Genomic DNA, 5,446 nt, shown 5'->3' with positions numbered 1-5,446 from the left:
CCTGACGCGCAGCCTCTTCTTCCCGGCGCTTCTGTTCCTCTGCCATCCTCTGGCGCAAGGCGGCGTGCGCCTGTCCCAACACCCCTAGCTTGCGGGCCGCCTGACGCATGGCGTCCATCTTGCGTTCTTCCCGGCGGCGCTCGATGCCTTTCCTGATCCGTCCGAGGAAAGACATGGCCTCCTTTCCGGCTGGCGGCTGCATACCCCGTGCTTCCGCGTAATCCGTGGTCATGTCCTTAAGGCCGCTGCGGCCAAGCTGCTTCGCGAGCTGTTCGCGCGATCCTTCCTCGTCCCGTGCCCAGTAAGCCCGAACGCTCTGCCGGTGCCGGGTCATGCCCACATAGGTGAGGTTGCGGTCCATAGACCCGGTAAGCACAACGTGCGCCCGTTCGGCCGTCGCCCCCTGTCCCTTATGGAGAGTGCGGGCGTAAGCATGATCGAGATACGGATATTCGCGTGGATTGATAAGGATTTCACGCTTTCCAGCACGAACCTTCAACTGGTCACCAGCAGAGATGACCTCGCCAGTCATGCCGTTACGAAGTCCCTGCCGGTAATCGTTCCGCAGGAATACGATGCTGTCCCCCCGCCCAAGTGGCCGCTCCCCATGTGAGAGGACATAGCTTCGGCCTTCCTCAACACTTCCCTGCCGCACCAAGTGGTCACGGATCATCCGGTTAAGCGCGTCCACATCCTTGCGCCGGTGAGCCAGCAGCAGAACCTTGTCCGCACCCTGTTCCGCCCGATCTTCCAGATAACCCCGGGCCGCTGCCTGCAGCATCCGGTCCCGCGTTTGTAGGGGAATGATGTCCCCCTTGCGGTCATAATGCCCCAATCCGGAAGCCGTGCGCCCCGTAGAGAACGCAACCGTTGCCGCCCGGTCGCCATGTGACCGCTGCCGCCGCGTTTCCTCCAGCCGGGCGGCTCCAAGTCTGGCCTCCAGCGCCCTGAACGGGGCTCCAGCTTCGACCGCCTGAATCTGTTCGCTGTCTCCCACCATCACCAGCTTTGCGCCGGCCTTTTCAACGTGGGCCATCATCCGCCGCATATGCCGGCTGTGAAGCATCCCGGCTTCATCGAGAACGATCACATCCTTGGGCGATAGCTTCTCTTCTCCGAGATCCAGCCGCCGCAGCAAACGGGCCGCAGTCTGGGATTGCATTCCAGTCTCGGCCTCGAGGACGGAAGCCGCCGCCGCCGCCAGCGCCACGCCCCGAGGCTGATAGCCTCCCCCACGCCACACATCGACAGCCCCCCGGAGCATCGTGGTCTTGCCCGCTCCGGCGATCCCTGATGCCAGGAGCAATCCTTCACCGCCTACCAGGTGAAGCACCGCCTGCATCTGCTCTTCGCTCAACCCACGTCCAGAGAGATAATTGGCCACCTTTCCACGGTCGAAGCGGCGGCTATCAACACGGCTGTTCAGCCGGTCCCCAATTTCCAGAATATCCCGCTCAACCGCGACCTGCGCGCGTGTTGAATACCGCGTGCTACCCGCCTCATCGAGGCCCAGCTTGACCGCCTCGTCATGCTCAAGCACACGCGCTTTCAGGTTCAGGAAGGCGCGTTCATCATCCACATAACGGTTCAGGACACGCGCCACGTCCCGCTCGGTAAATGTGGAATGGTGATGCGTCAGTTCCGCCAGAACAATCGCAGGATTGGCTTCAATCCGCGCCTGATTGCGGGCTCTCCGGGCCTCGTTCTCCTCTACACGTCTCGCCACAACACCCGCAGGCTCGATCCCTGCCGCCCGCTTCCGGCGCCGTTCCTGCCACGATGCCCCTTCATGAAGGCTAGGCTCAAAAACCCGTTTACGATCCTCGTTCGAGCGCCGGTCTATCCGGGCCTCGAACCCTCGCGCACGCAGCATATCGTTTGCCGCCCGTTCCCACCCGGCGCGCCATTCCTCATGAACGCCGCGTTCATTCCATGCCCGCTGCTTGCGCTCAAACCCGTCAGGACCAACCTCCCGCATCGTCAGGAGAATGTGTGCGTGGGGCGCTTCCTCGCCGTCTGATGCCTTCGGGACATGGATTGCAAAGTCAGCGATCATCCCACGGGATACGAACTGCTCCCGCACGAACTGGCGTACCAGGGCCACCCGGTCATCCGGGGAAAGTTCACGCGGGATGGCCACCTCTACCTCCCGCGCAAGCTGCGAATTGATGCGCTTCTCTGTGGCCTCAACCTCATTCCATAGCGTCTGCCTGTCCTTCAGACGTGCAGGCGCTCCGTCCGGGGTCATGATTTCCTGATGAGCGACATGCTCCTTTCGGCTGTAGTCGTGGGTCATCCCGTAACGCTCATCATGCAGCTTTTCGCCAGACCGGTACGCAGCCGAGGCGACAACGCTCTGCCCCTTGGCGCGACTGATTACCTTTGTCCGGAGATGCCAGATGGCCACGATTGACTTGCCCCGCAGGGCTCGCACAAACCGAAGGTTTGTATATGCGAGCCATTCACTTCGTTTATGTCCTGTTGTAGTCTTTTTTTTGGTGGGGGCGCAAGCCTTCTCACGGCTTCGGGAAGAGAGGCGGACAGGGTGCAGAGCAAGGCGGAAATGCGAGATGAAAAGCGCATGGCGACGGCGCTGGCCCGGATGGAGCGGGCGACCGAAACAGCAAAGGAAGCCGTCCGGCAGGTAGAGATAGCGGCGCAGAAAGCAGAGGTGGCCGCACGACGGCTGCAAAAGCGGACTGGATGGGCCAAGCGGGACGAGACACGCCGCAAGATAGTCTTGGGAAGCCAGTTGCTTTGGATGCGGGATACAGGGGACGCCCAGACAACGGCCATCGTCGGGTTCATGCTGTCACACATGAAGGGCCTGTTGCGGGACGGTGAGCGGGAGTTGCTGGACCAGATCGGGACAGACAAGCCGCCCAGCCATCAGCAGGTAACGCAATGCAAGGCGGCTCTCGGCGGCCTCCTCATCGCTATTGCGCGCCAGGGCGAAGATAGCGGCTCCTTCGACACGACAGACGAAGGCCCGATGCTCTGGTCACACCTCGCCAGAGAGATCGGACAGGCCGCAATAGGCGTGTTGTACCGCTCTCACGACATAAGATTATTCAAAGGATGGGAGATAACGCCGAATGGATGAGGACTACGCGTTTATCGAGAAGCTGGCTCAAACGCTGGAACAGGTCTTGGCCCAGATTGACGAGGGTAGGAGGCAAAGCGCCCTCCTCGGGCAGCACATCACCCAGTTCGATTCAGCGGCGGCTTCGCTGGATAATATCAATCAATCCATGCAGTTCTTTATCAGCAACGCCCAGAATGTCGTTGCTGGGATGAACGGCCTTTCGGACACGTTGAACAGATACGACCGCGCGACAAAATCGCATGCGCTTGTCTTCGATACCGCCGCGGACCGCGCCGTAAAGGCCGCCGCAGAACTTGAGGAAACCACCAAAAAAAAACAGAAGCAGTCCCTAATTTGGGTAGGCGGCGTGGTCATGGTGGTGGCGCTCATCATCGGTGCCATTTCCTACTTTGAAGGGAAATCGGCAGGGGCCGCGATAGGACAGGCGGCCACTAACGCCCGGGAATACGAAGAGGGACGTGCTCAAGGGTTCAAGGAAGGACAGATAACCGAGAAAAAAACGGCGCTTGATATCGCAACTGCCGCGTCATGGGCCAACACACCCAACGGTTACCGCGCCTACCTGATGGACAAATCAGGCGATCTTAATGCGATCCTCGAATGTAGCCGCCCGGGCTGGAGCAAGGAGACGAAACCGGGCGGGGACGTGATGTGTTATCCGAACAGCGCCAAAGAAGGGCTGTATGGATGGGTCGTCCGATAATAGCCCCTCCATATCGGCCACAGAAGCCGCCTGAGTGGCCTTAAATGCGAGATCGTGGGGATTTACCGTCCCACCTATCTTCCTGCCCTCCTCCGCGATCCTCTGGCCTCTCCGCTCTGCTTGTATCTCCTAAGCATACCCCTGCGGCTCGTTCCTCTGGCCGTGCTGGTCCGGAGCGAGCGCAGCGCGGGAGCGGCGTAGCCCGCCGAAGGCGTCCGGACGGGCCGAATTGCGGGGTTTTCCACAGTTTGAGAAGGGGACTACAGGGGAAGAGAATCTTATCTATTTCTATCTGGCGTGGATAACCTCACCCCAAAATGAGCATTTTTTCCGGGAAACCGCCAAAAAATAGCTTGCTATTAAGTCACTCACTGTGTGACTACTGGTTCACTCACTGTGTGACCTAATAGACGCCAATACGAGGGTTCTCCACATGGCCGCAACGATCACCCGCCTAACCTCGAAACCGGAACGGCTCCGGCAGGATCAGGCCGACCTTTTGAGACAAGCCCTGCTCCCATTTGAGGAGCAAATGCCCGCCGATGCTTTCCGTGCTGTCATCGGCCTGATCGACCGCCAAACAGCCAGCCGCAAGAGATGGACATTCGTCATGCTAAGCCCCGAACAGAACGCAATCGTGGTGGACTATCTGGCCGAACACTCCAAGCGCCCCCTGACCGCGCTGCGGGTCTGGGCGCTGTGCTTCAAACACCTGCGGACAGATACCGGGGAAATCCTGCTAACCCGCGATGAAATCGCGGAGAAAATTGGTCAGCCGTCACGCACCATCAGCGAAATCATGTCTGAACTGGTGGCTTTTCGGGCCATCACTCGAACCCGCCAGAAGGTGAGCGGCATGAAGGGGCCGGGTATGGTTCACTACTTCATGAACCCCAACGTAGCCACGCACCTAAGCGGCTCCGAACGGGATGCAGCGCAGGGAGAAGCGCCCCCGCTGCTGGTGCTGATGGAAGGCGGCAAGCCATGACAGACGGTTCAACCGAACTGGTTCGGTTATACCCTCGTCAAAACCTCGCCGTCGTCAATTGGATGCACGCCACCAGCAAACGTCCCATGAAAGCCATACGCGTTTGGGCGCTGCTGTTCGATCACCTCATGCCCCATACCGGCCAAATCATGCTGACCCGCGATGAAATCGCGGAGAAGATCGGCCAAAGACCGCAAGAAATCAGTCAAATCATGAATGAACTTGTGAGGTTCGGCGCGATCTTCTCCAAACGCGAGAAGGTGCCCGGGATGCGCGGGCCGGGGATCGTCCGGTATTTCATGAACAAACACGTTGCCGAGGTCGGAAGCCGCGCCACGCAGGAAGAACTTGCCCTAATCCCTCGCCCTGGCGCGAAGCTGGCAGTCGTGCAGGGTGGCAAGAAAGCCTAATCCCAAGGCGTCCGGGAACGACTGCGCTCCTCCCTTTCGCGTTCTCTCCTCCTGTACTCCGCAATGCGGCGGCGCTTTGCCTCTTCCAAGGCTCTCTTTTTGGCTAGTTCGGCCTGACGCGCAGCCTCTTCTTCCCGGCGCTTCTGTTCCTCTGCCATCCTCTGGCGCAAGGCGGCGTGCGCCTGTCCCAACACCCCTAGCTTGCGGGCCGCCTGACGCATGGCGTCCATCTTGCGTTC

General features: G+C 60.1%; 6 protein-coding genes. 4 read left to right on the top strand and 2 right to left on the bottom strand.

Annotated features, from left to right (window positions below):
- A partial coding sequence (gene traA, locus ACBR42_RS16825; RefSeq protein WP_371208792.1) for a Ti-type conjugative transfer relaxase TraA occupies window positions 1–2,407 on the bottom strand: 2,407 nt, incomplete at its 3' end.
- 174 nt (window positions 2,408–2,581) lie between these two features.
- On the opposite strand from traA, the gene ACBR42_RS16820 reads away from it, so the two are divergent.
- The 4 genes from ACBR42_RS16820 to ACBR42_RS16805 all read left to right on the top strand — a co-directional run bounded on the left by ACBR42_RS16820 (window position 2,582) and on the right by ACBR42_RS16805 (window position 5,207).
- Complete coding sequence (locus tag ACBR42_RS16820; protein ID WP_371208791.1) at window positions 2,582–3,103, top strand: hypothetical protein; 522 nt, start codon at window positions 2,582–2,584, stop codon at window positions 3,101–3,103.
- The gene (locus ACBR42_RS16815; RefSeq protein WP_371208790.1) at window positions 3,096–3,809 is read left to right on the top strand and encodes a hypothetical protein; all 714 of its coding nucleotides are present in this window, start codon (window positions 3,096–3,098) and stop codon (window positions 3,807–3,809) included. The genes ACBR42_RS16820 and ACBR42_RS16815 overlap by 8 nt, the downstream gene beginning before the upstream one ends.
- A 433-nt stretch (window positions 3,810–4,242) precedes the next feature.
- Window positions 4,243–4,797, top strand: a complete 555-nt coding sequence (locus ACBR42_RS16810; protein ID WP_243705450.1) for a hypothetical protein — start codon at window positions 4,243–4,245, stop codon at window positions 4,795–4,797.
- On the top strand, window positions 4,794–5,207 hold the full coding sequence (locus ACBR42_RS16805; protein ID WP_243705451.1) for a hypothetical protein: 414 nt from the start codon (window positions 4,794–4,796) through the stop codon (window positions 5,205–5,207). The genes ACBR42_RS16810 and ACBR42_RS16805 overlap by 4 nt, the downstream gene beginning before the upstream one ends.
- On the opposite strand, the gene ACBR42_RS16800 is transcribed toward ACBR42_RS16805, so the two are convergent.
- A partial coding sequence (locus tag ACBR42_RS16800; protein WP_371208789.1) for a hypothetical protein occupies window positions 5,204–5,446 on the bottom strand: 243 nt, incomplete at its 5' end. The two genes, ACBR42_RS16805 and ACBR42_RS16800, sit on opposite strands and share 4 nt — an antisense overlap.

Source organism: Komagataeibacter sp. SM21, assembly GCF_041402665.1.
GTDB lineage: Bacteria > Pseudomonadota > Alphaproteobacteria > Acetobacterales > Acetobacteraceae > Komagataeibacter > Komagataeibacter saccharivorans.
This window is presented reverse-complemented; position numbering and strand designations above follow the sequence as displayed.

Coding starts and splice junctions, on each gene's coding strand:
- ACBR42_RS16815 (WP_371208790.1), top strand. CDS start 3,096: ATGGATGAGGACTACGCGTTTATCGAGAAGCTGGCTCAAACGCTGGAA.
- ACBR42_RS16805 (WP_243705451.1), top strand. CDS start 4,794: ATGACAGACGGTTCAACCGAACTGGTTCGGTTATACCCTCGTCAAAAC.
- ACBR42_RS16810 (WP_243705450.1), top strand. CDS start 4,243: ATGGCCGCAACGATCACCCGCCTAACCTCGAAACCGGAACGGCTCCGG.
- ACBR42_RS16820 (WP_371208791.1), top strand. CDS start 2,582: ATGGCGACGGCGCTGGCCCGGATGGAGCGGGCGACCGAAACAGCAAAG.